General features: G+C 67.5%; 20 protein-coding genes. 9 read left to right on the forward strand and 11 right to left on the reverse strand.

Annotation, left to right across the window (positions count from 1 at the left end; all coding sequences use genetic code 11):
* Positions 1-82: 82 nt before the first annotated feature.
* Both AC6HZP_RS09105 and AC6HZP_RS09110 read left to right on the forward strand, forming a co-directional pair.
* Positions 83-2,272 carry a CHASE2 domain-containing protein gene (locus tag AC6HZP_RS09105; RefSeq protein WP_497526296.1) on the forward strand — a complete coding sequence of 730 codons (2,190 nt, stop codon included), beginning with the start codon at positions 83-85 and terminating at the stop codon, positions 2,270-2,272.
* Between the two features lie 84 nt (positions 2,273-2,356).
* Positions 2,357-2,746, forward strand: coding sequence for a DUF3307 domain-containing protein (locus AC6HZP_RS09110; protein ID WP_244669879.1), 390 nt, complete (start codon positions 2,357-2,359; stop codon positions 2,744-2,746).
* A 327-nt stretch (positions 2,747-3,073) separates the two neighbouring features.
* Here AC6HZP_RS09110 and AC6HZP_RS09115 read toward each other — a convergent pair whose 3' ends face one another.
* The gene (locus AC6HZP_RS09115) at positions 3,074-4,222 is read right to left on the reverse strand and encodes a tetratricopeptide repeat protein (protein ID WP_497526297.1); all 1,149 of its coding nucleotides are present in this window, start codon (positions 4,220-4,222) and stop codon (positions 3,074-3,076) included.
* Between the two features lie 242 nt (positions 4,223-4,464).
* On the opposite strand from AC6HZP_RS09115, the gene AC6HZP_RS09120 reads away from it, so the two are divergent.
* Entirely contained in the window at positions 4,465-5,262 is a 798-nt protein-coding gene (locus AC6HZP_RS09120; RefSeq protein ID WP_497526298.1) for a FecR family protein, read from the forward strand.
* Positions 5,263-5,339: 77 nt separating this feature from the next.
* Here the strand turns inward: AC6HZP_RS09120 and AC6HZP_RS09125 are convergent, their stop codons facing one another.
* The 5 genes from AC6HZP_RS09125 to AC6HZP_RS09145 form a co-directional block, all read right to left on the reverse strand.
* Positions 5,340-5,846, reverse strand: coding sequence for a cyclic nucleotide-binding domain-containing protein (locus AC6HZP_RS09125; protein WP_497526299.1), 507 nt, complete (start codon positions 5,844-5,846; stop codon positions 5,340-5,342).
* Between the two features lie 139 nt (positions 5,847-5,985).
* Positions 5,986-7,242 carry an energy transducer TonB gene (locus tag AC6HZP_RS09130; protein WP_497526300.1) on the reverse strand — a complete coding sequence of 419 codons (1,257 nt, stop codon included), beginning with the start codon at positions 7,240-7,242 and terminating at the stop codon, positions 5,986-5,988.
* Positions 7,243-7,276: 34 nt separating this feature from the next.
* Complete coding sequence (locus AC6HZP_RS09135; protein WP_497526301.1) at positions 7,277-7,729, reverse strand: hypothetical protein; 453 nt, start codon at positions 7,727-7,729, stop codon at positions 7,277-7,279.
* 114 nt (positions 7,730-7,843) lie between these two features.
* A complete protein-coding gene (gene rirA / locus AC6HZP_RS09140) occupies positions 7,844-8,329 on the reverse strand; it encodes an iron-responsive transcriptional regulator RirA (protein WP_201403259.1) in 486 nt (161 codons plus the stop codon).
* 269 nt (positions 8,330-8,598) lie between these two features.
* Entirely contained in the window at positions 8,599-9,693 is a 1,095-nt protein-coding gene (locus tag AC6HZP_RS09145) for an ABC transporter ATP-binding protein (protein WP_497526302.1), read from the reverse strand.
* A 606-nt stretch (positions 9,694-10,299) separates the two neighbouring features.
* Between AC6HZP_RS09145 and AC6HZP_RS09150 the strand changes: the two genes are divergently transcribed.
* The 6 genes from AC6HZP_RS09150 to AC6HZP_RS09175 all read left to right on the forward strand — a co-directional run bounded on the left by AC6HZP_RS09150 (position 10,300) and on the right by AC6HZP_RS09175 (position 17,953).
* On the forward strand, positions 10,300-11,490 hold the full coding sequence (locus AC6HZP_RS09150) for an efflux RND transporter periplasmic adaptor subunit (RefSeq protein WP_497526303.1): 1,191 nt from the start codon (positions 10,300-10,302) through the stop codon (positions 11,488-11,490).
* A 65-nt stretch (positions 11,491-11,555) separates the two neighbouring features.
* Complete coding sequence (locus AC6HZP_RS09155) at positions 11,556-14,744, forward strand: efflux RND transporter permease subunit (RefSeq protein WP_497526767.1); 3,189 nt, start codon at positions 11,556-11,558, stop codon at positions 14,742-14,744.
* 12 nt (positions 14,745-14,756) lie between these two features.
* On the forward strand, positions 14,757-15,500 hold the full coding sequence (locus tag AC6HZP_RS09160; protein ID WP_497526304.1) for an RNA polymerase sigma factor: 744 nt from the start codon (positions 14,757-14,759) through the stop codon (positions 15,498-15,500).
* Positions 15,497-15,955 carry a hypothetical protein gene (locus tag AC6HZP_RS09165; protein ID WP_497526305.1) on the forward strand — a complete coding sequence of 153 codons (459 nt, stop codon included), beginning with the start codon at positions 15,497-15,499 and terminating at the stop codon, positions 15,953-15,955. Before AC6HZP_RS09160 ends, AC6HZP_RS09165 begins: the two co-directional genes overlap by 4 nt.
* Complete coding sequence (locus AC6HZP_RS09170) at positions 15,955-16,419, forward strand: periplasmic heavy metal sensor (RefSeq protein ID WP_201403264.1); 465 nt, start codon at positions 15,955-15,957, stop codon at positions 16,417-16,419. Before AC6HZP_RS09165 ends, AC6HZP_RS09170 begins: the two co-directional genes overlap by 1 nt.
* A gap of 109 nt (positions 16,420-16,528) precedes the next feature.
* Positions 16,529-17,953: a DUF1254 domain-containing protein gene (locus AC6HZP_RS09175; protein ID WP_497526306.1), complete on the forward strand. Its 1,425-nt coding sequence runs from the start codon at positions 16,529-16,531 to the stop codon at positions 17,951-17,953.
* 74 nt (positions 17,954-18,027) lie between these two features.
* Here the strand turns inward: AC6HZP_RS09175 and AC6HZP_RS09180 are convergent, their stop codons facing one another.
* From AC6HZP_RS09180 to AC6HZP_RS09200, 5 genes are all read right to left on the reverse strand, one after another.
* Positions 18,028-19,167, reverse strand: coding sequence for a Gfo/Idh/MocA family protein (locus AC6HZP_RS09180; protein WP_497526307.1), 1,140 nt, complete (start codon positions 19,165-19,167; stop codon positions 18,028-18,030).
* A gap of 14 nt (positions 19,168-19,181) precedes the next feature.
* On the reverse strand, positions 19,182-19,937 hold the full coding sequence (locus tag AC6HZP_RS09185; RefSeq protein ID WP_497526308.1) for a sugar phosphate isomerase/epimerase family protein: 756 nt from the start codon (positions 19,935-19,937) through the stop codon (positions 19,182-19,184).
* Positions 19,938-20,009: 72 nt separating this feature from the next.
* Entirely contained in the window at positions 20,010-21,098 is a 1,089-nt protein-coding gene (locus AC6HZP_RS09190; RefSeq protein WP_497526309.1) for an ABC transporter ATP-binding protein, read from the reverse strand.
* Positions 21,099-21,101: 3 nt separating this feature from the next.
* On the reverse strand, positions 21,102-22,019 hold the full coding sequence (locus AC6HZP_RS09195; RefSeq protein ID WP_201403269.1) for a carbohydrate ABC transporter permease: 918 nt from the start codon (positions 22,017-22,019) through the stop codon (positions 21,102-21,104).
* A complete protein-coding gene (locus AC6HZP_RS09200; RefSeq protein WP_201403270.1) occupies positions 22,019-22,909 on the reverse strand; it encodes a carbohydrate ABC transporter permease in 891 nt (296 codons plus the stop codon). The genes AC6HZP_RS09195 and AC6HZP_RS09200 overlap by 1 nt, the downstream gene beginning before the upstream one ends.
* Positions 22,910-22,967 lie beyond the last annotated feature (58 nt).

A 22,967-nucleotide genomic window follows, 5' to 3' on the forward strand; every position in this document is an offset into this window, starting at 1 on the left:
TCGCGGGAGAGCCGCTGAGGCGGCTTTCCGATCCGCTTCGCCATCGGCTATCGTCGCGGCGACGTGCGCGAGCGGGCAGTTCATGCGATTCCTGGGCAGATCCGTCTATTTCCTGGTCGTTGCGGCGTTTCTCGGCGGCGCCGTCGCGCTGCGCGTGGCCGATCCCTTTCCGGTGCAGGCGATCCGCCTGCTCGCCTTCGACCTCTACCAGCGCATGGCGCCGGCGGCGGCGCTGCCGGAACAGCCGGTGGTTGTCGTCGACATCGACGAGGCGTCGCTGAAGGTGGTCGGGCAATGGCCCTGGCCGCGAACCGTTCTCGCCGACCTGACCCGCAAGCTCGCCGAGGCCGGCGCCGCCTCGGTCGCCTTCGACATGCTGTTCTCCGAGGCCGACCAGAGTTCGCCGGAAGAGGTCGTCCGGCGCCTGCCGCCCGAGCCGGCGGCACTGGTCGCCGCCTCGATCGGCCAGGCGCCGACCCACGACACGATCTTCGCGGCGGCGCTCGCTTCCACCCCCTCCGTGCTCGGGCTGGCGCTTTCCGGCGGCGGCGGGCCGTTGCCGCATCTCAACACGGGCTTCGCCGTCGCCGGCGACGATCCGCGCCCCTTCATCCCGCGCTTCGCCGGCGTCGTCGCCAACCTGCCGCCGCTGGACGAGGCGGCCAAGGGCCTCGGCTCGATCAACTGGATTGAGGATCGCGACCAGATCGTGCGCCGCGTGCCGCTGGTGCTGCGCGTCGGCGACGCGCTGGTGCCGTCCTTCGCGGCCGAGGCGCTGCGGGTCGGCCAGGACGCCGGCTCCTACATCCTGAAGGCGTCGAATGCCAGCGGCGAGGAGGCCTTCGGCCGTTCGACCGGGCTCAACCATATCCGGATCGGCAGCTTCATCGTGCCGACAGACCCGGACGGCGCGATCTGGCTGCGCTTCCGCCCCAGCGATCCCCAAAACTTCATTTCGGCCAAGACCGTGCTCGACGGCAGCATGCCGATCGACCGGGTGCAGGGGCGGATCGTGCTGGTCGGCACCTCGGCCGCCGGACTGCTCGACCTTCGCGCCACGCCGCTCGATTCCGCCGTGCCGGGCGTCGAGATCCATGCCCAGGTGATCGAGCATATTCTGACGGGGCGGACGCTGACCCGGCCCGATTATGCCAGCGGGCTGGAGATCGCCGGCATTGTCGGGCTCGGCCTGCTGCTAGCGCTGATCCTGCCCTTCGTCTCGGCCGCGATGGCGGCGCTGCTCGGCGTGGCGGCGATCGGCGGCATCCTGGTCGGCGGCTTCCTCGCCTTCCAGGAGGCCGGCCTGCTCATTGATCCGTTCTATCCGGCGCTGGTGACCGGCCTCCTGGTGATCGGCAGCGTGCTCTACACCTTCCGCCAGGCCGAGCGCGCCCGCGCCGGCATCCGCCGCGCCTTCCAGCATTATGTCGCGCCGGCCGTGGTCGACGAGATCATCGCCGATCCGGCCCGGCTCGAGCTCGGCGGCGAGGTGCGGGAGCTGACGCTGCTCTTCTGCGACGTGCGCAATTTCTCGGCGCTGTCGGAGGGGCTTTCGGCGGCCGAGCTGACCCGCTTCCTGAACGAGCTGCTGGCGCCGCTCTCCGACATCATCCTCGCCCATCGCGGCACGATCGACAAATATATGGGCGACGCCGTCATGGCGTTCTGGAACGCGCCGCTCGACGATCCCGACCATGCGCGCCACGCGATCGACGCGGCCGAGAAGATGACCGCCACGATGGCCGGCCTGAACGCGGAATGGCAGCGACCGTCGGCGGCGCGGGGGCGGGCGATGCCGGATGTGCGGATCGGCATCGGCATCAACACCGGCCCCTGCTGCGTCGGCAATCTCGGCACGGCGCAGCGCTTCGACTATTCGGCGATCGGCGACGAGGTCAATATCGCGAGCCGGCTCGAGCAGCTGACCAAGGACTACGGCCTCAGCGTCATCGTCGGCGAAGCGACGGCCCGCGAGGCGGGGGCGGCCGGGCTGATCGAGATCGACCAGGTGCAGCTGCGCGGTCGCAGCGGCACGACGCGCATCTTCACGCTCGTTCCCGCCGACGCAGCGCCCGATTTCGTCGAGGCGCAGCGCGCCTTCATCGCCTGCCTGCGCGAGCCGGACCCGAGCATCTGGCAGGCGGCGCTCTACCGGGCGAAATCCGCCGCGCCGGCTCGCTTTGCCACCTATTATCACCTTATGCTGGAACGGCTTGCGGCGCGCGGGGGGCTCGGGGGCGAGCCGGCTTCGCAAATCACCATCGACCTGTGACGGCCGTCACAGGTCTCCCAACTGAGATATGTCAGAATCCAAGCAAGCCCGGCGTTCAAGCCGGCAGCACTCCGGAGGGCCGTGTTGATCGATCCTACGTTCGCAGCGCTGGCCGTCCTGACAGTGTTTCAAGTCAAACACGTCATTTGCGATTATTTCCTGCAGACGACCAACCAGCTGCAGAACAAGGGCCGATACGGCCACCCCGCCGGGTTGATCCATGCCGGCATCCACGTCCTCGGCTCGCTGCCGGTATTCCTGATCCTGCCGGTGTCGCTGCCCGCCGCGGCGCTGATCCTCGCCTTCGAATTCGTCGTGCACTATCACATCGACTGGCTGAAGAACGATCTCACCCGCCGCTACGGCTGGGAGACCAAGGACAAGCAGTACTGGTGGGCCCTCGGCCTCGACCAGTTCGCCCACCAGCTCACCTATCTGGCGATGACCCTGGCGCTGGTGTTGCTGTCGCGGTGAGGGCGGGGGACTTCACCTCTCCCTGTCTGGCCCGTAGTTCGAGAATGGAACCGGCGCCTTGAACCCTCCCCTTGAGGGAGGGTCAAGACCGCCGATCGGCGGTCTTGGGGAGGGGGTAGTTTTACCGCTCCGCGAATATACCCCTTCCCGAAAACGCAAAGCGCGTTTTCGACCTCCCCTCAAGGGGGAGGTTCAAGGAAGAAAGCCGGCCTCCACCGCAGCCCTGCGTGCTTCGAGACGGCCCTGCGGGCCTCCTCAGCATGATGAGGATGGTGTTCTGCAAAGATCATCTCAGGGAGGGGTGAAGAGCCGGCTTCAGCAACCGCCTCAAAACCGCGTCACCACCCTCGCGGTCAGGATGTGGTTTTCAAAATCGCGGTTTTCGTCGTTCGACTGGTTCCACTGGAAGCGGTAGTCGAGGGCGAGGTCGGTCTGCATGCCGAGGGCGCGGTTGAACACGGCGCTCAAGAGCGGCTCGATCATCACGTCGTCGCGCTTGTCGCCATCGGGGGCGTAGAGCTTGCGATAGAGGGTCTGGGTGACGTCGACGCCGCCGCCCAGCGTCAGCCAGTCGGCCACCTTGTTGAAATACTCGACCCGCGCGCCCCACTGCGAATATTCGCCCGGCTTGATGTCGTCGGGGCCCGGCCCGACGTCGATGCCGCCGATGCCGCTCCAGCGCGCATGCGGGGTGAAGACGAGCACGTCGTCCAGCGTCGCCACTTCCGGGATCGCCCAGCGCGCCACGGCATCGGCGTAGAAGCCGTCGGTCGAGACCGACTGGTCGCCGAAATCGCGATAGCCGGCGCGGACCCGCATCAGCTGGTAGGCGCCTTGCAGGTAGCCCTCGAACTGCATGCCGGCGATCGCCTCGGAATAGTAATAGGCATTGTCGAGCGCGGAGACCCCGCCGCCGGCGAAGGGATTTATGGTTAGGCGGGGGCTGACCGGGAGCAGCGGGCCGCTGACCGCGCCGAAATAGGCGTAGTCGAGCTCGCTGACATTGTTGAAATACTCGGCATTGCCGGTGATCAGCGTGCGCCAGCGCGTATCGCCGAAGCGGCGCTCGTCCTCGATGCGGGCATTCGCGAAGGCCTTCAGCGAGCTTTCGAGATCGGTATGCCGCTGCAGCGGATTGCTCTCGTAGCCGAAGCCGGTATCGAAGGTGATCAGCGTCTTGTCCGGCTGCAGCAGATGCCGGATCCGCACCATCGCCGCGAGCGCCTCGGCATTGTCGGGATCGTTGAGCAGCACGCGCTCATAGGTCGCCAGCGCCTTGCGCGGCTGCCCGACCGCCTCGGCGAGGCGGGCATATTCCATGTTGGCTGCGACGTCGGTCGGGTCCGCCAGGACGCGCTGATAGGCCTCCGCCAACGCCTCGGCCTGCGCGCGCTCGACGGCATGCGCGGCCGTCACCCCGGCGCCGGCGACGGCGGCCAGGGCGGAGAGGGCAGCGGCAAGAAGGCGGCGCTTCACGCTCGAATGCTCCCCACGGCGAAACAAGGTTAGCCAAGAGTAAATTCGGGCTCGTCTCGCCGCAATCGCCACGGAGGGGAGGGCGCGCGTTTGACCGCGAACGGTGCAGTTTGGCCACGTCTCGCGCAAATTGCCGTCCTCGGTCGGCAGCTGGCGCCTGTTTCGGCCGCCGGCCTTGGTTTGTCGGCGCGGGAGTGGCAAAATCCCACCGATTTCCCATTCCGCGCGGCCGGGAGCGAACCATGCGTGTCGGCTTATTCCGCAGGACGATCGCGGCGGTTCTGCTCGTTGCGTTCAGCGCGACCGCCGCATCGGCGGCCGAGACCCTGATCGGGCGCGCCGGCGCCGTGCACAACAAGGTCGAGGGCGTCGTGCGCGGGACGGCGCGGCCGCTCGCGGTGCGCGACCCGCTGATCCAGAACCAGCAGGTCAGGACCGGTCGCGATGCGACGGCGCAGCTGCTCTTCCTCGACGAGACGAGCCTCAATGTCGGGCCGGGATCCGACATCACGCTGGATCGCTTCGTCTATGATCCCGGCAGTGCCCGCAACGACATCGCGCTGCGCGCCACAAAGGGCATCTTCCGCTTCGTCTCCGGCTCCTCGGATCCGCGCAGCTATCATTTGAAGACGCCGGTGGCGACGATCGGCGTGCGCGGCACGATCTACGACACCATCGTCGGGCCGAACGAATCCGTCATCGTGCTGGTCGAGGGTAAGCTGGTGGTGACGTTGCCGGGCGGCCGCGTCGTCCATCTCGACAAGCCCGGCAAGACGATCCGTATCCATCGCGGCGGGCGGGTCGAGGGGCCGATCACCTGGGACGGCTCGCTGATCCGGGTTACCGGCGTCGTGCCCTATCCGCTCTACGGCGACAGCTTCCTGCCGTACCCGGAGAAGCTGCGCGCGGAGAGCGGACGGACGGACGCCGTCAACGAGCTCAACGCCCGCGATCTCGGGCGTCGGCCGGATCCGCCGCGCGAGACGCCGGGGCAGAACCCGGGCGGCTGCGTGACGAACTGCTGCAACTGCTCGCGGTAGAGCTCTGTCTGATCCGTCATGTCCGGATGGTGAAGAGCTCTTCTTAAACCTCCCTCAAGGGGAGGGTTCAGCCGCCCTCAGCCGCGTCCGAACAGCCGTCGCATCGCCCCGACGATTTCGTCGGTGCGGACGCCGAGGATCCGGCGGGCGTGCTCGTCGTCGGCGATCTCGTCCAGCTCCGCCCGGCGCCTGGCCAGGAGCGCGCCGAAGCGGTCGAGCAGTTCCGGCGAGCCGGCGAGCACGGCCTCGAGCGCCACCTTGGTGATCTCGACGACCCGGCTCGGCTCGAGGGCGACAACGGTCGCGGCGCGGCGCGCGCCCGTCATCAGCGAGATCTCGCCAAAAATGTCGCCGCGGCCGAGCATGGCGACCTCGCGGTTCGGATGGCGGGTGCCGGCGACGGTGACGTCGACCTTGCCGTCAACGATGATGAACATCGAGGCGCCGAAATCGCCCTCCGCCATCAGGACGCGGCCGGGCGCGACGTCATAGACCTTGCACCGGCCGGCGAGGGCGTCGAGCTGCCGGTCCGAGAGCACGTCTGCGAACAGGCTGGTCCGGCCGAGAACCTCGCGGGCTTCCATGGACGTTTGCCTCCGTTGCCGGCCGAGTGTCGGGCCATCGGCGAGCGTCCGTCAATACGGGGCTTTCGGCGTTTGGGCGGCGGTGGCAACGCCCGGCAGGCGGGGCAATGCCTCGCCCGCACGGCGGCGATCGCCGCCGCTAGCGCATCTTGCTTTCGAAGATGATCGGCGCGGTGAGGCTCAGCTGCGGCATGCCTTCCGGCATGCGGGGGAAGGGCGACGCCTGGCGGACCGCGGCGAGGGCGGCGCTGTCGAGCATCTCGTTGCCGGAGCTGCTGGCCAGAACGATGTTCTGCGCGGCGCCGGAGGGCTGGACCGTGAAGCTGACCATGGCCTTGCCGGAGATGCCGAGGCGCGCCGCCTTCGACGGCGTCCGGGTGTTGCGGCGGATGGCGGCCTGGACCTTGCCCTTGTAGTTCGAATTGGCGGCGGCGCCGGCGCCGGCCTCGCGGGAACGGCCTGTGCCGTTGTCGCGGGCGCTGGAGGCCTGGTTGGGATTGGCGGCGCCCTGGCGGCTTTCCGCCTCGGCATTGCCGCGACGCGGCGCTTCCGCCTTGCGCGTCTTGTCGGCCTTCTGCGCCTTCTCGCGCGGCGGCTTGCGGGTGGGCTCGGCCTTCTCCGTGCGCTTCGCTTCGACCGGCTTGGTCTCGGCCGTCTCTTCCGGTTTCGCTTCCACCGGCTTCGCCTCGACGGGCTTGGTTTCGACGGGCTTGGTCTCGACAGGCTTGGTTTCGACCGGCGTCGCTTCGGCGACGCGCATTTCGGTCGGCTGGACCTCCAGCGGCTTCGTCTCGCTTTCGACCGCCTTCAGCTCCGCCGGCTTGGCGGCGGGGCGCGGCGGCACATCCGTGGTCGCGACTTCGACAGCGGGCTGGGCCGCCGTCGGCTCGACGGGCTTGGCCTCCTGGGCCGGCGCCGCCGTCAGCGCTTCGGTCGGGACGATCTCGGTCGGCTCGGTGGCCGGGGCGGCGGCCAGATCGCTCTCGATCGGCGTCGCCGAAATGTCGGCCGTCAGCGTCGGGGCGATGGCGTTTGCGGTCTCGACCGGCGTGATTTCGGCGGCGGCGGGAGCCTCGACGGCGGCCGAGGTCGCGGGCGCGATGGCGGGCGGCTCGACCGGGGTCGGCATCGTCTCGGCGGGGGCGATCGCCGCCACCGTCACCGGCTCCGACACCTCGACGACCTCGGTATCGAGGGCGACCTGAAGCTCCTCGCTGACGATGTCCTCGACCTCGACATCCGTGCCGAGGACGGCGTCGACTGATCCTTCGATCGAGCTGCCGGCGCCGCTGCCGGCCTCGGCGATGTCAGCCGTGTCGGGCGTGAACGCCGCGACCACGGCGCCATGCGCCGCCACCGAAAGGATGAGGGCCAAGACCCAGGATGCGCGTCGCACGTTCATCATCTAACCTCGCCGCGTCACGCCGCCATCAATTCTCGAACTTGATGTCGGAGCGCGAGGCAACCTGGATGCTTTCGGCGCAGGCGGCCGGCGTGAGACCCGCGCCGGCGCATTCCTTGACGTCGTTGACGAGGATGCGGGCGATCGAGGGGCAGGTCGTCTCGGGGATATCGAACTGGCGGACGCGGCTCTTGCCGGCGGGGACCTTGGCGGTGCGCACGACGACGAAGCGGTCGACGCGGCCCTCCTTGTCGAACAGCACCAGCTCGAGCGCCATGTCATCGATCGACTGTTCGAGGCCGTTGGCGACGACGAAGCTCAGCCGGCAGGCCTTGCCGTTGGCTTCGGCGCCGTTGAGCTCGATCGAGATCGACCGCGGCGCGCCCTCGGCCAGGGCGGTGGTGGTCCCGGCGGCGAGGAGTGCCGCGCAGGCCAAACTCTGGACAAGGGCCGACCGCTTGCGATCGCTCGAAACTGACATGTTCCACTCCGTCTCACGATGGAAGCCGGCGTCATCGTTCGACGATGTCTGCCGCATGTGCAGCTATTAAAATATGAGGGTTAAAGTCAACTATAAACTTCGCGTCAGTGCAACTCAGGAGGGCTGCGGGGCGAAGGAAGCGGTGACGATCGGCGGCATCACCTCATGGTCGAGGTCGAGCAGGCCGCGCAGCTGGCCGCGGTCCTTGGCGACGTCGGCAATCGTGTAGCTGTCGAGGACGGCGAAGAACGCGCGCAGCGCCTCGGCGAGGATCCGGTTCACGCCGCAGGAATCGACCAGCGGGCAATCCCGATTCGTCGTGTCGAAGCAGTCGGTCAGGTAGAAATTGCTCTCCGTCGCGCGCACGACCTCGCCGATCGTGATCGTGTTGGCGGGGCGGGCGAGGCGGATGCCGCCATTGCGGCCGCGGATGGTCTCGACGAAGCCGCTCTCGACGAGCACATGCATGATCTTGAAGAGATGCAGCTCGGAGATGCTGTAGGTGGTGGCGATGTCCTTGATCCGGCTGTTGTTGCCCGGGTTCGCGGCGCAATAGAGCAGGATGCGGATCGAATAGCTGGTCTGTTGGGTCAGGCGCATGGGCGTCCCTCTCGTAACCCGTCTCGCAGGCGCCCGGAATCGGTCGCCCCGCGCACGGTCGTTAATACCTTCTCTTTAAAGTCTCCTTTTCCGGAACTCAACCGACTCGGTGCGCCGCGCGGCTTCCGGCGGGGCGGTCGGACACGAAGATCCGCGTCAGCGTTAACGATTGGCGCATAAAAATGCCGGAAAGCAAAATGCCCGGAAGGCGGACCTTCCGGGCATCGGACTTCATGGGGGCGCCGGAGACAAGCCTCCGGCGGCCGGGATCAGATCAGCGAGCCGTTGACGATCGCCTTGCCCGACTTGTCGAACAGGTGGACCGTTTCCGGAGCGATGACGATGCGAACCTTGTCGCCAGCGCGCTGGCCGGCGAGGCCGTCCGCCTTGACGATCGTCGATTCCGCGCCCTCGACGTCGACATAGAGCATGGTCTCGCCGCCGAGATGCTCGGAGAGCGCGACGGTGCCGGGGACGCCGCCCGTCTCGGTCGGGGCGATGGTGAGATGCTCGGGACGGACGCCGAGCGTCATCGGGCCGGGGGTGACCGATGCGCCGCGCGTCGGGATCGCCAGCGTCGAGCCGCCGGGGAGGGCGACGATGGCCGAACCGCCCGTCACTTCCGTGACGTTGACGTTGAACAGGTTCATCTTCGGGCTGCCGATGAAGGTGGCGACGAAGAGGTTGTTCGGACGGTGGTAGAGCTCGAGCGGCGAACCGACCTGCTCGATGCGGCCGGCGTTGAGCACGACGATCTTGTCGGCCATGGTCATGGCTTCGACCTGATCGTGCGTGACGTAGATCATCGTCGCGCCGAGGTCATTGTGCAGCTTCGAGATCTCGATGCGCATCTGCACGCGCAGCGCAGCGTCGAGGTTCGACAGCGGCTCGTCGAACAGGAACACGTCCGGCTCGCGCACGATGGCGCGACCGATGGCGACGCGCTGGCGCTGACCGCCGGAGAGCTGGGCCGGGCGGCGCTGCAGCAGCTCCGTCAGGTGCAGCATCTTCGCTGCCTTCTGGGTCCGGGCCTGGATTTCGGGCTTCGGCATCTTCGCCATCTTCATGCCGAAACCGATGTTCTCGGCGACGGTCATGTGCGGGTACAGCGCGTAGGACTGGAAAACCATCGAAACGCCGCGTTCGGCCGGCGCGAGACGGGTCACGTCCCGGTCACCGATCCGGACCGTTCCGTCCGTCGTGCCTTCAAGGCCCGCGATCAGACGAAGAAGCGTCGACTTGCCACAACCCGACGGGCCGACGAAGACGCAGAACTCGCCGTCCTTGACCTCGAGATCAACGCCGCGGATGATCGGCACCTCCCCGAACGACTTCTGGACTTCGCGCAACGTCAGACTTGCCATAAATCAACCTCCATGATGGACGCACGAAGAGAGACACCGAAGCGTCCCGCTGGTTTCGTGCGCAGGATCATTCCTCCGGGCCATACCGTCCACGATCCAAGCCCTTGAGTAAAGACCTGAAATGCGGCAGCGGCCGCAGGGCCGGGGATGTTGGTTTTCCTTAGCTCGCGAGGGGTGGATTTTGTTTGAGGTGCGAACCTCAGAAAATGATCCCCGGAACGGCGGAAATGGCCATTTTTCGCCACGGGCACCCATCGCGGCCCCCTCCGGGCCCGCCCGTGGCGCGGGCGCCGGAAGGCAAGGTCCCCCGGCTGTAAAATGCGCGTCATGACGAGATTATGCACAGCCTGAAACGGGCTCGCGGGACTGGCGCCGCCGCGTCGTTGCCACATTTCCTAACGGCAGGTGCGCTATGCTAGGGCGCGGCCGGGGCGTTTCGTCGGGCGGCGCCGAGGCGCTGACGCATCGCGGTCCCGCGGGTCTCGCCCCGACCGCCGATCGCGCCCGATGCGACGGAATCCGCCGCGAAACTTTTTTGCATCGCGTCGACGGATCCGCGAGGCCGCTGCGTTCAAGGGAGGAACGGGCCCACATACCGGAACCAACATGCCGCTTTGGAAACAGATCCTGCTCTGCCTCGTCGTCGTCCTTCTGGCCGCTGGCGGCTGGTATTTCTACCAGCAGCGTGATTCGAGCGGCGGCGCGTTGGTCGCGGCCGGCGGGCAGGGCGGTGGTGGAGGCGGCGGCGGACAGCCGCGCTTCGGTCCGACCTTCGTCGTCACCGATGCCGTGACCAGCGATGTCGAGAAGGATCAGGTCCGCTCCGTCGGCACGGTCAAGGTGCCGCGCTCGATCAATCTCTATCCGCAGGTCTCCGCTGTTGTCACCGAGGTCCTGTTCAAGGCCGGCGACAAGGTGGCCAAGGACCAGCCGCTGGTCCGGCTCGACGATCAGGACCAGCGCGTCGCGCTCGACCTCGCCAATGTGGCGCTGAAGGACGCGAAATCCGCGCTCGATCGCGCCCAGAAGCTCGCCGACAGCCGCAACCTTTCCGTATCGGCGCTGGAAGATGCGCAATCTGGCTATCGCAAGGCGCAGATCGCCGTGCTCGGGGCGCAGATCGCGCTCGATCGCCGGACCATCTCGGCGCCGTTCGAAGGCGTCGTCGGCCTGAGCAACCTGTCGGAGGGCGATTTCGTCACCTCCTCGACGGTGGTCACCACGGTGGACGACGTCTCGACGATGCTGGTCAGCTTCCCGGTGCCGGAGCGCTATTCGGGCCGCCTCGCCGAAGGGCTCGCGGTGAAGGCGACGCCGGCGAGCCAGGCGAACACGTCGATCGCCGGCAAGGTCACCTCGATCGACACGCGTGTCGATCCGGCCGCCCGTACGCTCAAGGTGGAGGCCTCGCTCGATGCGGCCGCCGCCGCGGCGGCCGGCGTCAAGCCCGGCATGTCGGTTGTCGTCACCCTCGATTTCGAGGGCGAGAAGCGGCTGGCGATCTCGGCCCTCTCCATCCAGTGGGACCGCAACGGCTCCTATATCTGGACGGTCAAGGACGACGTCGCGAAGCGGGTGCCGGTCAATGTGCTCGAGCGGCAAAGCGGCCAGGTTCTGGTCGCGGGCGAGGGCCTGTCGGAAGGCGACCGGGTCGTCGTCGAGGGCCTGCAGCGGCTGCGCGACGGCGCCAAGGTGACGGAGCTCGGCATCGATCCGAGCGGGAACCGGGCCGCCGGCGCCGACAAGAGCGAGAGCGGGGCCGGCAACGCGCCGGCAACCGTCGCGAAGGGAGGCTGACGATGCGCGTCGACGGATCGGATACGCCGAACCCCACCACGCACGAGCCCGGTCCGCACGACCCGATGCCGAAGGGCGGCGCGGTGCCGGGCGGCATCTCGGCGCTGTCGGTGCGCCGGCCCGTGCTCGCGATCGTGCTGAACCTCCTGATCGTCGTCGCGGGCCTCGCGGCCTATGGCGGCGTCGAGATCCGCGAGCTGCCGAACATCGACCAGCCGGTCGTCACGATCACCACCACCTATACCGGCGCCACGCCGGACACGATGGACAAGGAGATCACCAGCGTCATCGAGAAGGCGGCGGCCGGCGTCACCGGCTGGACCGACATCTCCTCGCAGTCGACCAGCGGACGCAGCCGCGTCACGGTGCAGTTCTCCGATTCGACCGACATCAACGTCGCCGCCAACGACCTGCGCGACGCCGTCGGCAATGCGCAGCGCAACCTTCCCGACGACGCCGATCCGCCGACCATCGCCAAGGCCGACACCAATGGCGACGCCATCATGCGGCTCGCCATCACCTCGCCGACGATGAAGATCGAGGACCTGACCAAGCTGGTCAACGACGTCATCGTCGATCGCCTGAAGGCGGTCGACGGCGTCGCCGACGTCCAGGTCAACGGCGACCGCTCGCCCAATATCTCGATCTATGTCGACCCGATGCGGCTCGCCGCCTTCGGCCTGACGGTGGCGGATTTGAAGACGGCGCTCGCGACCGTCGCCCTCGACGTGCCGGCCGGCAATCTCCGCGACACCAACCGCAACATGTTCGTGCGCGCCGACGCCAGCGTGAAGAGCGCCGAGGACGTCAAGGCGATCCGCGTCAAGGGCGACACCCGCGTCGGCGACGTCGCCGATGTCGTGTTCGGGCCGGCGGCGAAGTCCTCCAGCCTGCAGGTCAACGGCCGCACCGGTATCGGCATCGGCATCGTCCGCCAGGCGAGCTCCAACACGCTCGCCATCTCGACGGCCGTGCGCGGCGCCGTCGAGGAGCTGACGGCGACGCTGCCGAAGGACGTGACGATCCGCATCACCTCGGACGACGCCGACTTCATCGCCGGCTCCTTCGAGGAGGTCGAGCGCAGCCTTTTCCTCGCCATCGTCATCGTGATCGGCGTCATCTACCTCTTTCTCGGCTCGCTCCGTGCGACGCTGATCCCCGCCGTCACCGTGCCGGTCTCGCTGCTGGGCACCATCGCGGCGATGTATCTGATGGGCTTCTCGCTCAACATCCTGACGCTGCTCGCGCTCGTGCTCGCCACCGGCATGGTGGTCGACGACGCCATCGTCGTGCTGGAGAACATCACCCGCCGCCGCGCCGAGGGCATGGGGGCGCGCGCCGCCGCCGTGCTCGGCGCCAAGCAGGTGTTCTTCGCCGTCATCTCGACCACGGCGACGCTGGCGGCGGTGTTCATCCCGATCTCCTTCTTCAAGGGAACCGCCGGACGCCTGTTCTCCGAATTCGGCTTCGTGCTCGCCTTCGCCGTGGCGCTCTCCGCCTTCGTCGCGCTGACGCTGGCGCCGATGCTCGCCTCGCGCATTCTCGACACCAAGACACCCAAGGTCGCGAAGCGTCCCAACCTTCTGCAGCGCGGCCTCGATGCAGCAGGTAATTTCGGCCAGCGGCTCTACGAGCGCGTGCTCGACTTCTCGCTGAAGGCGCCGCTCGTCATCATCCTGATCAGCGTGGTCTTCGCCGGCGGCGCGGTGCTGGCGTTCGAGATGCTGCCGCAGCAATTGACGCCGCAGGAGGATCGCGGCGCGGTGATGATCGCCATGAACGCGCCGCAGGGCGCGACGGTCGACTATACGCAGGGCCAGATGCAACTGGTCACCCGCGTCGTCGAGCCGCTGCTCAAATCCGGCGAGGCGACCAACATCTTCTCGGTCGCCGGCAATTTCGGCAGTCCCAGCAACGGCTTCATGTTCGTCACGCTGGCCCCCTGGGGCGAGCGCAGCCGCAGCCAGGCCCAAATCAGCGCCGAGATCGGCCAGAAACTGCGCTCGATCCCGGGCGCTGTCATCAATCTGCGCCAGGGCAACAGCCTCGGCATTCGTGGCGGCGGCCAGGGCCTGACCTTCGCCGTCACCGGCGTCGAATATGACGGCATCACCAAGGCGGCCCAGCAGCTGATCGGCACGCTCGCCGCCAATCCGGCATTTTCCAACGTCCAGCTGAACTACGACCTGAACCAGCCGCAGCTCTCGGTCGACATCGACCGCGACCGCGCCGCCGATCTCGGCGTCTCGGTTTCGGATATCGGCACGATCGTCTCGACGCTTCTGGCCGGCGCCGACATGGGCAATTTCTACATCGGCGACGACAAGATCGACATCACGGCGCTGGCGCCCGACGGCATGATCGTCACGCCGAGCGACCTGATGAACGTGCAGGTCCGCACCGCGAGCGGCGCGATGGTGCCGTTGTCCTCGGTGATTTCGGTCAGCGAGGGCGCCACCTCGCCGACGCTGGCTCGTCAGTCGCTGCGCCGCGCCGTGCCGATCACGGCGACGCTCTCGCCCGGCGTCGACCTCGGCTCGGCGATGAAGATCCTGGACGAGGCGGCGGCGAAGGACCTTCCGTCCGGCATGAACATCGTGCTGACCGGCGAGGCGAGGACGCTGACCGAGACGTCGAGCGGCATCCTGCAGACCTTCCTGTTCGCCGTGATCATCATCCTCCTGGTGCTGGCGGCGCAGTTCGAAAGCTTCGTCTCGGCCGCCATCCTGTTCACGACGGTGCCGTTCGGCGTCGCCGCCGGCATCTATGCCATCCTGCTCTCCGGCGGCTCGCTCAACATCTACACCCAGATCGGCCTCGTCATGCTGGTCGGACTGATGGCGAAGAACGGCATCCTCATCGTCGAGTTCGCCAACCAGCTGCGCGACGAGGGCCTGTCGGTCTATGACGCGATCCGCGACGCTTGCCTGATCCGCCTGCGTCCGGTGCTGATGACGATGATCGCGACGGTGCTGGGCGGCCTGCCGCTGATCCTGACCGGCGGCGCCGGTTCGGAAGCTCGCGCCGCGCTCGGCTGGATCATGGTCGGCGGCCTCGGCGTCTCGGCGCTCGCCACCCTGTTCCTGACGCCGGTCTCCTTCCTGCTGCTCGCCCGCTTCTCGAAGCCGCGCATCGCCGAGGAGCAGCGCCTGGCGCGCGAACTCGCCGAGGTCGAGGCGAAGGAGCGCGCGCGCCGGGGCGACGTCCCGGCGGAGGAACGCGCTCCGTCGCCGCTGGCGATCGCGGCCGAATAGGGGAGCGGAACCGTGTCGCCGCAGGCAGAACGGAAACGGGAGGAAGGGCGCGACGCGGCTGCCACGGCCGCGCCGATGCGCTATCGTCTGCTTCCGGGCGGCCAGGCGGATGACGCGGCCGAATTCGAGCATGGGAAAGGTCGGGCGCAGGCATTGGCGGGAATAGACGATCCGGATGACGAGGCTGCGATCCGTGCCGATCACGCGCTCATGCAGGCGGTGGCCGACGGCGAGGACGGCGCCTTCGCGCGCCTGATCGCCGCCGAAGCGCCGAAGCTGACGCGCTTCGTCGCCTCGATCCTCTCCGATCTCGCCGAGGCCGAGGAGGTCGTGCAGGAGGCGCTGCTGCGGCTCTGGAAGCAGGCCGCGACCTGGGAGCCGCAGGCCCGCATCGGCACGTTCCTGCACCAGGTCGCCTACCGCATCGCGATCGACCGCCTGCGCCGGCGGCGGCCGCATGTCGATATCGACGGGCTCGACGACATCCTCGAGGACGAGGGCCCGTCGCCGGAGCGCCAGCTCGTGCGGATGGACGACGGCCGCGTCGTCCAGGCGGCCCTCGACAAGCTCTCGGAACGGCAACGCACCGTCATCGTCCTCGCCCATTTCCAGGAACTGGGCCAGGCGGAGGCGGCGGACATCATGGGAATAGGCGAGCACGCCTATGAATCGCTCCTCGCCCGGGCGCGGCGGCGGCTTCGCAGCCTGCTGGTCCGCAAGGACGAGGATGATCGGCAGGAAGGAAAGCGGTCATGACCAAGACGCCCGGCGGAAAATATTCCGAGCTGGTCAACGCCCCGGCCAATCTGCATGACGCCATCGATCGCTGGGGGCCGGATCTGAACCGCTGGCCCGATCTGATGCTGGTGCGCCGCGCGCGCGAGGCGCTCCTGGCCGATCGCAGCTTCCGGGCCTATCGCGACCAGACGGTGGCGGACGCCGCCCGGCTGAAGCGGGCGGCCGCGGTTCTCGACCAGCGCATCGCCGAAAGCGGTTCCGTCGATCGGATCACCCGCAAGCTGCTCGAGAAGACGGGCACCCGCGTCGTGCACTGGGGCCGGCGGATCGCGGCGCTGGCCGCCGTCGTGGCCGTGTCGGCCGGGCTCGGCAGCGCCTTCGCCGACCGCCTGCCGGAGTTCAAGGCCCAGCCACGGATCGAGGTGGTGCAGCTGGACGCGCTGGTGTTCGGCCCGTCGGAGGCAGATTTCTGATGGCATGGAAGGTCGCCTCGAAAACCCGGCGCACGCTGCTCTGGGCGCTGCTCGTGCTCTCGCTCGGCGCCAACGCGTTCTTCATCGGCGCGACGGTGACGGATTTCATCCGCTTCCGCCACGATACGTCCGACAAGGGCCCGCGCGTCATCCGCACGGAACTGCGCTGGCTGAAGGATCGCCTGTCGCCCGAGGCGGTGAAGAGTATCGAGGCGCAGCTCGACCCCCTGAGGCCCGACATCGTGGCCCGGCTGGACCGGCTGAAGACGCTGCGCGCCGAGCTGAACGCGCTGGTCGCGGCGCCGACCCCCGACAAGGCGGCTATCGACGCGCATCTGCGCAACATCCGGATCGAGGTCGGCGCGATGCAGGAGCAGGTGCAGTCCCGCACCTTCGAGGCGCTGCTGAGCCTTCCGCCGGAGCAGAGGGCGGCCCTCGCGCAGAACCGGGGCGACGACGACTAGCCTCCGTTCTCTCTCTCTCTCTCTCTCTCTCTCGCCCTGTGCCGCTACGGAATGTCGGTGTAGCCTGTGCGGATCGAGGGTGGGCCGCGCGGGCCCGGGAGGAGGGCCCATGAAGCCTTTTGCCGTTGCGGCCATCTCGGCGGTGATGTCGCTTGTTCTGATGGGAACAGCCCCTCTCGCCGCTGAGGATCCGGAGGTCGCGGACCTCCATCGCCGCCTGGTCGAACGCCGCGCCTTCGAGGCGATGATCTGGGGCATGCCGGCGGTCAATGCCGATCTGATGCTGCAGGCGATGCTGAGCCAGACCGACGCGAAGCCAAACGACATCCTCTACTGGTCGCGCCCGGCCGACTGGAAGAACCAGACGCTGACGCCCAATCCGGATTCGATCTACTTCATGTCGTTCTGGAACGTGAAGGACGGGCCGATCGTCATCGAGGTGCCGCCGGCCGTCGGCGGCTCGATCGCCGGCAACATCGTCGATGCCTGGCAGATGCCGCTCGAGGACGCCGGGCCGGAAGGCGCCGACGCCGGCAAGGGCGGCAAATATCTCATCCTGCCGCCTGGCTATCCGGCGCGGGTCCCCAAGGGCTACATCGCGCTGCCGTCCGATACCTATACCGGCTTCGCGCTGCTGCGCTCCAGCCTGGCGAGCCACGCCAAGGCCGACATCGCCAAGGCGGTCGCCTATGGCAAGGCGCTGAAGGTCTATCCGCTGGCCAAGGCCGGCAACCCGCCGCCGACCCGCTTCGTCGACGCTTCCGGCACGCTGTTCGACGCGACCATCCGCTATGACGCGAGCTTCTTCGAGAACCTCGATCGCGTCGTCCAGCGGGAGCCCTGGCTGCCGCGCGACCGCGCCATGATCGACCCGCTGCGCACGCTCGGCATCGAGAAGGGAAAGAGCTATGCGCCCAACGCGGCGACACGCGCGGCGCTGCTCGCCGGGGCGCACGAGGCGCAGGCCTGGCTCTCGGCGCAATATGATGCCGGTTTTCCGGTGATGAACGAGGGGATCCGCTGGTTTCCCGCCGCGCGGGCCGATGTCGTGAAGGCGGTCCAGAACGGCTATGCCGATCCCGACACCTATCCCGTTGACGCGCGCGGCGTCACCTACACGCTGGGCTTCACCGGCATCAAGCGGATCGGGACGGCGCAGTTCTACCTGATGACGAGCAAGGACCGGGACGGCCATCCCTTCGACGGCGGCAGAACGTATCGCCTGCGGGTTCCGGCGGATGCGCCGGTCAAGCAGTACTGGTCCGCGACGGTCTATGACCGCGCCACCCATGCGCTGATCCGCAATCTCGACCGCGCCAGCCTCGCCTCGATCACCAAGGGAGTGGCGAAGAACGCCGACGGGTCGGTCGACGTCTATTTCGGACCCAAGGCGCCGGAGGGCCGGGAGGCAAACTGGGTGCCGACGGATCCGAACGGCGAGTTCGAGCTTCTGTTCCGGCTCTATGGTCCCGAGAAGCCGCTCTTCGACAAGACGTGGAAGCTGCCCGACGTGGAAAAGCTCGCCGCGCCGTGAATGGAGCGCGCCATGGAAAAAGGGCCGCGACATGTCGCGGCCCTTTCTGTTTCGTGATGTCGGTTGCGTCGTGCTCAGCGCGGCGCGGTCAGCCGCTCCGCATCGGCCGCCGTCAGCGGGGCCGGGCGTTCGGTCGTGGTCGAGAGCGTGATCACGCGGCTCTCGGCCGCCGCCTGCAGGATCGACACCATGACGTCGAGCGCGTGCAGGGCGACGCGGCCCGAGCAGCGCGGCTCGCGGCCATGATCTGCCGCGTCGAGCAGGTCGGCGACGCCGAGCATGCGGTAGTTGGCGTGCTTGCCGTCCTGCCAGTTGGACTTGCCGAACGGCGCGTCCGAGGTGTCGACCTCGATATAGTCGCCGCCTTCCTTCGAGTAGCGGATCTTGCCGCCGAAGAAGTTCGGGTCGGGCACCAGCATCGTGCCGTCCGAGCCGTAGAGCTCGATCGGGTTGACGTGGCCGTGCTTCCAGACGTCCCAGCTGGCGCCGAGCGTCACCTGCGCGCCGGAGGCGAAGTTCAGGATGGCGTTGATCGTCGTCGGCGTGCCGACCGGCACGGTCTTGCCCTTGAGCGGGCCTTCCGCCGTCACCAGGCGCTCTTCAAAGCCCTTGCTTGCGACGGCGGTGACCGCCTTGATCGGGCCGAGCAGATTGACCAGGGCTGCGATGTAGTAGGGGCCGAGATCGAGGATCGGGCCGCCGCCCGGCTGGAAGAAGAAGCCGGGATTGGGGTGCCACATCTCCATGCCGCGGCTGATCACATGCATGGTGCCGGCGATGACGCGGCCGATCTTGCCATCGTCGATCAGCTTGCGGGCCGTCTGGCCGCCGCCGCCGAGGAAGGTGTCGGGCGCGCTGCCGAGCTTGAGGCCGCGCGCGTCGGCCTCGGCGACCAGCTTCTTGCCGTCCTCGACGGAGAGCGCGAACGGCTTCTCCGAATAGGCGTGCTTGCCGGCCGAAAGGATCGCGTTCGACACCTCGTAATGGGCCGAGGGGATGGTCAGGTTGATGACCGTGTCGATCTCGGAGTCCTTCAGGAGCTCGTCGACGGTGAGGGCGCGGACGCCGAACTGGCCGGCGCGCGCCTTGGCTGCCTCGGCCGAGAGGTCGGCGACCGCGACGATCTTCGTGCCCGGGAAGAGCGGCGCGAGCTTCAGATAGGCTTCCGAGATATTGCCGGCGCCGATCAGGCCGATCTGGTGGATCTTGGACATGGAACGGTCGCCTTTCAGGAAACCAGGGCCTTGATCGAGGCGAAGGAACGCTCGGCGAACCGCTTCCAGTCGGCGGGATTGTCATGCTCGGCCACCAGCACGCGCGCCTTCGGCGCCTTCTGGATATGCGACCAGAGCGACTTCCAGTCGACGACGCCGTGGCCGACATCGGCCCAGCCGTCTTCCTCGGCCGTGCCGGCCGGGGCGAGGTCCTTGATGTGGAAGGCGATCGTCTCGCCGGCGAGCTTGTCGATCTCGGCCGCCGCGTCCTTGCCGGCGCGGGCCACCCAGCCGATGTCGAGCTCGGCCGAGACGCCGTTGCCGATCAGGTGGTCGATCGGGCGCGAGCCGTCGGCGAGCGTGACATATTCGAAGTCATGGTTGTGGTAGCCGAGGCCGAGGCCGGCGGCCTTCGCCTTCTCCGCCGCCGTGGCGATCGTCTCGTGCAGCTTCTTCCAGCCGTCGACGTCGGTCGGGCGCTGCTCGGCGACGAGATAGGGGATGACGATGGTCTCGGCGCCGATCGTCTTGGCGATGTCGATGAAGCGCTCGGTCTCGCCCGTGACGCCCTCGATCGGCGCATGGAAGGTCGGGGTCACGAGGCCGACGGCGTCGACCTTCCGGCGGTAGCCGGCCGGGTCCTCGCCATAGAGCGGGTAATAGGGTTCGACCGCGTCGTAGCCGATCTTGGCGACACCTTCGAGGACCGTCTCCAGCGGCGGGAAATTGCGGGCGGAGTAGAGCTGGAACGAGATCTTATGCTGCGACATGGGGATGTCTTCCTGCGTCAGTTCGGAAAGAAAGGGCCCGAGAGTGGGCCCGAGGGGGAGGCGAAGGGGAGGTTAGAGACGGCTGCCGGTCGCGAGATCGAAGACCGAAGCCTGTGCGGGCTGGAACCAGGCGTCAACCGAGGACGGCGTGTCGACATGCGCGTCGCCGTCGATGCGGACGGAGAATTGCGAGCCGGCGACGTCGCCCCAGACGAGGCTGTCGGCGCCCATCGGTTCCATCAGCGTCAGATTGACGGGAATGGCGGCGGATTCGGCCTCGCGCTTCTCGAGGTCGATCTGCTCCGGCCGGATGCCGAGGGTCGCCGGGCGGCCATGCTCGGGCGGCTGCTCGAACTCATAGCCGGTCAGGTCGACCAGCCGGCCGTCCTTCAGCTTGAACGCGGCGCGGCCTTCCTCGATTGCCAGCGTGCCGTCGATGAAGTTCATCGAGGGCGAGCCGACGAAGCCGGCGACGAAGCGGTTGAGCGGGCGGCGATAGATCTCCTTGGGCGAGGCGAGCTGCTGGATGACGCCGCCATTCATGACCGCGATCCGATCGGCGAGCGTCAGCGCCTCGATCTGGTCGTGGGTGACGTAGATCATGGTCGAACCGAGGCCCTGGTGCAGGCGCTTCAGCTCGACGCGCAGCTCCGTGCGCAGCTTCGCGTCGAGATTGGAGAGCGGCTCGTCGAACAGGAAGACGTCGACGTCGCGGACCAGCGCGCGGCCGATGGCGACGCGCTGGCGCTGGCCGCCGGAGAGCTCGGCCGGCCGGCGGTTCAAGAGCGGCTGGATCTGCAGGATCTCGGCGGCGCGGGCGACCCGCTTGTCGATCTCGGCCTGCGGCGTCTTCGCCATCTTGAGGCCGAAGGAGAGGTTGCCGGTGACCGTCATGCGCGGATAGAGCGCGTAGGACTGGAACACCATGCCGATGCCGCGGTCCTTCGGCTCTTCCCAGGTGACGTTCTTGCCGCCGATCCAGATCTGGCCGGCCGAGATGTCGAGGAGGCCGGCGACCGCGTTCAGGAGCGTGGACTTGCCGCAGCCGGAGGGGCCGAGCAGGACGATGAACTCGCCCTGTTCGATCTCGAGGTCGAGGTTCTTCAGAACCTTCAGGTTGCCGAACTCGATCTCGAGGTCACGGATGGAGACTGTGGCCATGGCTTATCCCTTCACGGCGCCGGCGGCGATACCGCGCACGAACCAGCGTCCCGATATGAAATAGACGACGAGCGGAACGAGGGCGGTCAGGATCGTCGCCGCCATGTTCACGTTGTAAAGCTTCTCGCCCTGGGTCGAGTTGACGATGTTGTTCAGCTGCACCGTCATCGGCAGGTTCTCGCGGCCGGCGAAGATCACGCCGAACAGGAAGTCGTTCCAGATGCCGGTCACCTGCAGGATGCAGGCGACGATGACGATCGGCGTCGACATCGGCAGCATCAGGCGGAAGAAGATCTGGAAGAAGCCGCCGCCGTCGACGCGCGCCGCCTTGAACAGCTCGATCGGCAGGCTCGAATAGTAGTTGCGGAACAGGAGCGTCATCAGCGGCAGGCCGAAGATGGTGTGGGTGACGACGATGCCCGTCATGGTGCCGTAGATGCCGATCGTCGAATAGATGCGCACCAGCGGGTAGATGAAGACCTGGTAGGGCAGGAACGCGCCGAGCAGCAGGATGGCGAAGAGCAGGTTCGCACCCTTCACGCGCCAGAGCGACAGCGCGTAGCCGGTCAGCGCGCCGATGAAGATCGACAGGATGACGCTCGGGATCAGGATGCGGACCGAATTCCAGAAGCCGACCTTGATGCCGCCGCAGTTCAGGCCCGTGCAGGCGGAGTTCCAGGCCTGGATCCAGGGCTCGATCGTCGCCTCCGAGGGCAGCGAGAAGATGTTGCCCATGCGGATCTCGCCCATCGTCTTCAGCGAGGTGACGAGCATTACGTACATCGGCAGCAGGAAGAAGAGCGCCGCAAAGACGAGGAAGGCGTAAAGCCCGATGCGGCCGGCGGTGACCGAGCGGGGGCGCGGGCCGGAGGGACCGCTGAGCGCCGCCGCCGTGGCAGGGGTGGAGGTTGCCTGCAGCATCACTTGGCTCCCTTGGCGCGTTCGGGCCGGAAGTACTCGTAGTAGAGCCACGGCGTGATGATCACGAGGACGATGACCAGCAGCACCGAGGAGGCGGCGGTCGCAAGGCCGATGTTCGAACGCCCGAACAGGTAGTCGAGGATAAACTTGGCCGGGACTTCCGAGGCGATGCCGGGGCCGCCGCCGGTCAGCGCGATGACGAGGTCGTAGACGCGCACCACGGCGAGCGAGAGCAGCACGACGGAGGTGATGATGGTCGGCCGCAGCATCGGCACGACGATGTTGAGATAGACGCGCCAGGCCGGGATGCCGTCGACGCGGGAAGCCTTCCAGAGCTCCTGATCGATGCCCCGGAGGCCCGCCAGCATCAGCGCCATCACAAGGCCGGAGGCTTGCCAGACACCGGCGATGATGACGACATAGATCGCCTTGTCGTTCTGGATGATCCAGTCGAAGCGGAAGTCGGTCCAGCCCAGATTGCGCACATATTGCTGCACGCCGAGCGTCGGATTGAGGATCCACTGCCAGGCAAGGCCGGTGACGATGAACGACATCGCGTAGGGGTAGAGAAAGATCGTCCGGAAGGTGTTCTCGAAGCGGATCTTCTGGTCGAGCGCCGCTGCCATCAGGAAGCCGAGGATGAGGCAGACGAAGATCAGCCCCACGCCGAAGATGACCATGTTCTCCAGCGAGATGATCCAGCGTGGCGTCGCGAACAGGCGCTCGTACTGGCGGATTCCGATGAAGTTCATCGAGGGTAGGAGCCTCGAGTCCGTGAAGGAGATCTGCACGGTCCACAGCATCGTCCCGAGATAGGCGAAGACGACGATGATGAAGGCGGGTATCAGCGCCACATAGCTGGCGACATTCTTCCGGCGGCGAGGCTTCACGCTTCCCGACCTCTCTGGCTCAGACTGTACGTGTAGAGGGGCAATCCGGCGACGCGAG

The organism is Kaistia sp. SLG-1, assembly GCF_059699055.1.

Excerpts from the sequence above, each read along its gene's own strand:
- AC6HZP_RS09135 (WP_497526301.1), bottom strand. The coding sequence starts at position 7,729 with ATGTCAGTTTCGAGCGATCGCAAGCGGTCGGCCCTTGTCCAGAGTTTG.
- AC6HZP_RS09145 (WP_497526302.1), bottom strand. The coding sequence starts at position 9,693 with ATGGCAAGTCTGACGTTGCGCGAAGTCCAGAAGTCGTTCGGGGAGGTG.
- rirA (WP_201403259.1), bottom strand. The coding sequence starts at position 8,329 with ATGCGCCTGACCCAACAGACCAGCTATTCGATCCGCATCCTGCTCTAT.
- AC6HZP_RS09195 (WP_201403269.1), bottom strand. The coding sequence starts at position 22,019 with ATGCTGCAGGCAACCTCCACCCCTGCCACGGCGGCGGCGCTCAGCGGT.
- AC6HZP_RS09175 (WP_497526306.1), top strand. The coding sequence starts at position 16,529 with ATGAAGCCTTTTGCCGTTGCGGCCATCTCGGCGGTGATGTCGCTTGTT.
- AC6HZP_RS09150 (WP_497526303.1), top strand. The coding sequence starts at position 10,300 with ATGCCGCTTTGGAAACAGATCCTGCTCTGCCTCGTCGTCGTCCTTCTG.
- AC6HZP_RS09180 (WP_497526307.1), bottom strand. The coding sequence starts at position 19,167 with ATGTCCAAGATCCACCAGATCGGCCTGATCGGCGCCGGCAATATCTCG.
- AC6HZP_RS09165 (WP_497526305.1), top strand. The coding sequence starts at position 15,497 with ATGACCAAGACGCCCGGCGGAAAATATTCCGAGCTGGTCAACGCCCCG.
- AC6HZP_RS09105 (WP_497526296.1), top strand. The coding sequence starts at position 83 with ATGCGATTCCTGGGCAGATCCGTCTATTTCCTGGTCGTTGCGGCGTTT.
- AC6HZP_RS09155 (WP_497526767.1), top strand. The coding sequence starts at position 11,556 with ATGCCGAAGGGCGGCGCGGTGCCGGGCGGCATCTCGGCGCTGTCGGTG.
- AC6HZP_RS09120 (WP_497526298.1), top strand. The coding sequence starts at position 4,465 with ATGCGTGTCGGCTTATTCCGCAGGACGATCGCGGCGGTTCTGCTCGTT.
- AC6HZP_RS09185 (WP_497526308.1), bottom strand. The coding sequence starts at position 19,937 with ATGTCGCAGCATAAGATCTCGTTCCAGCTCTACTCCGCCCGCAATTTC.
- AC6HZP_RS09190 (WP_497526309.1), bottom strand. The coding sequence starts at position 21,098 with ATGGCCACAGTCTCCATCCGTGACCTCGAGATCGAGTTCGGCAACCTG.
- AC6HZP_RS09125 (WP_497526299.1), bottom strand. The coding sequence starts at position 5,846 with ATGGAAGCCCGCGAGGTTCTCGGCCGGACCAGCCTGTTCGCAGACGTG.
- AC6HZP_RS09170 (WP_201403264.1), top strand. The coding sequence starts at position 15,955 with ATGGCATGGAAGGTCGCCTCGAAAACCCGGCGCACGCTGCTCTGGGCG.